Raw genomic sequence first — 2289 nt, 5'->3', positions numbered from 1 at the left:
ACTCCGCCACGCTCTCCCGGAACACCGCACTGGAGTCCAACAACTCCACCGCCATCCCCACCCACTGCGACCCCTGACCCGGAAACACGAAGACGGTCCGACCGGGGGTGCCGGTGGTGCCCTCGACGAGGGCACTGGACGATTCCCCGCGGGCGAGGGCCCGCAGCGCGCCGAGGAGGGCGTCACGGTCCTCGCCGATGACGACCGCGCGGTGGTCGAATGCGGTGCGGGTGGTGGCGAGGGCCCGCGCGACCTCGGCGGCACGCAGACGCGGCTCCGCGTCCACATGAGCCAGCAGTGCCTCCGCCTGGGCGCGCAGTGCGGTCCGCGACTTGGCGGAAAGCAGCCAGGGCACGGCGATGCCGCCCTCGTCCGTCGCGGCCTCGGGTTCGGCCGAGTGTTCCTGTGGGGAGGCCGGGACCGCCGGTTCGGGGGCCTGTTCCAGGATCACGTGGGCGTTGGTGCCACTGATGCCGAACGAGGACACCGCGGCGCGGCGCGGACGGTCGAGCTCGGGCCACTCCCGCTGCTCGGTCAGCAGTTCCACCGCCCCCGCCGACCAGTCCACGTGCGGCGACGGCTCGTCCACGTGCAGCGTCTTCGGCAGCACACCCCGCTGCAGCGCGCCCACCATCTTGATCACACCGCCCACACCCGCGGCGGCCTGGGCGTGACCGATGTTGGACTTCAGCGAACCCAGCCACAGAGGCCGGTCCTCCGGCCGGTCCTGCCCGTAGGTCGCCAGCAGCGCCTGCGCCTCGATCGGGTCACCCAACCGCGTACCGGTCCCGTGCGCCTCGACCACATCCACGTCCGCAGGCACGAGCCGCGCGTTCGCCAGCGCCTGCCGGATCACCCGCTCCTGCGACGGACCGTTCGGCGCCGTCAACCCGTTGCTCGCACCGTCCTGGTTGACCGCACTCCCCCGCAACACAGCCAACACCCGATGCCCGTTGCGCTCCGCGTCCGACAACCGCTCCAGGGCGACCATGCCGACGCCTTCGGCCCAGGCGGTTCCGTCCGCCGCGGCCGAGAACGCCTTGGCCCGTCCGTCGGCCGAGAGACCCCGCTGCCGGCTGAACTCCACGAACATGCCGGGCGTCGCCATGACGGCGGCGCCGCCGGCGAGCGCGATGCCGCACTCACCCTGCCGCAGCGCCTGAGCCGCGAGGTGCAGGGCGACGAGCGACGACGAGCACGCCGTGTCCACCGTCACCGCCGGGCCTTCGAGGCCCAGCGTGTAGGAGATGCGGCCCGACGCCACGCTCACGGTGCTGCCGGTCAGCAGGTACCCCTCGTACCCCTCGGCCGCCTCGTGCAGCCGAGGCCCGTAGTCCTGCGACATGGCGCCCACGAAGACACCGGCCGAGGCGCCGCGCAGCGACGCCGGGGTGATCCCGGCCCGCTCCAGCGCCTCCCACGACGTCTCCAGCAGCAGTCGCTGCTGCGGGTCCATCGCGGCGGCCTCACGCGGCGAGATACCGAAGAAGGCCGGGTCGAACGCGTCGGCGTCGTGGAGGAAACCGCCGTGTCGGGTGTACGTCCTGCCGGGACGTCCGGGGACCGGGTCGTACAGCGCGTCGATGTCCCAGCCGCGGTTGTCCGGAAGCGCGGTGATCGCGTCGCCCTCTTCGGTGACCAGCCGCCACAGGTCCTCCGGGGAGGCCACGCCACCGGGATAGCGGCAGGCCATGCCCACGATGGCGATGGGCTCGTCGGACACCGGCCTACCGGCGACGATCGCGGTGTCGGACGCCCGGTGCCCGAGCAGCTGCGTGCCCAGGTACCGCGCGAGCGCGTCCGGGCTCGGGTGGTCGTACACGAGGGTCGCGGTCAGGCGCACTCCCGTCGCCGTGGTGAGCCGCTGGGCGAACTCGACGGCGCTCAGGGAGTCGAAGCCCAGTTCCTTGAAGGTGCGGCCGGGGTCGATCGCGCTGGGCGTCACGTGCCCGAGGACGATCGCCATGTTCGTACGCACGACGTCGAGCAGGATGCGGTCCCGCTCGTCGCCGCTCGCCCCGGTGACGCGCCGCGCCAACGAGGAGACGGATCCGCGCTCGTCGTCCTCGGCGTCCCGGTCCGCCGACTGCACCAGGGCCGGCACAGGCGCGGTCGGAAGGGAGGTGTCGAGCCAGTAGCGCTCGCGCTGGAAGGGGTAGGTGGGAAGGTCGACGATCCGGGCGTCCGGGCCGTGGACGGCACGCCAGTCCACACCGGCCTCGTCACCGACGAGACCCAGCGCCTGCAGAACGGCCAGGTCCTCCGCACGGTCCTTGCGGACGGACGGCA

General features: G+C 72.8%; 1 protein-coding gene. It reads right to left on the bottom strand.

Going from position 1 to position 2289, the window contains the following annotated elements:
• On the bottom strand, window positions 1-2289 hold a 2289-nt coding region (locus ACWD3O_RS33975), incomplete at both ends, for a type I polyketide synthase (RefSeq protein WP_451418560.1).

Source organism: Streptomyces sp. NPDC002640 (assembly GCF_053592575.1).
This window is presented reverse-complemented; position numbering and strand designations above follow the sequence as displayed.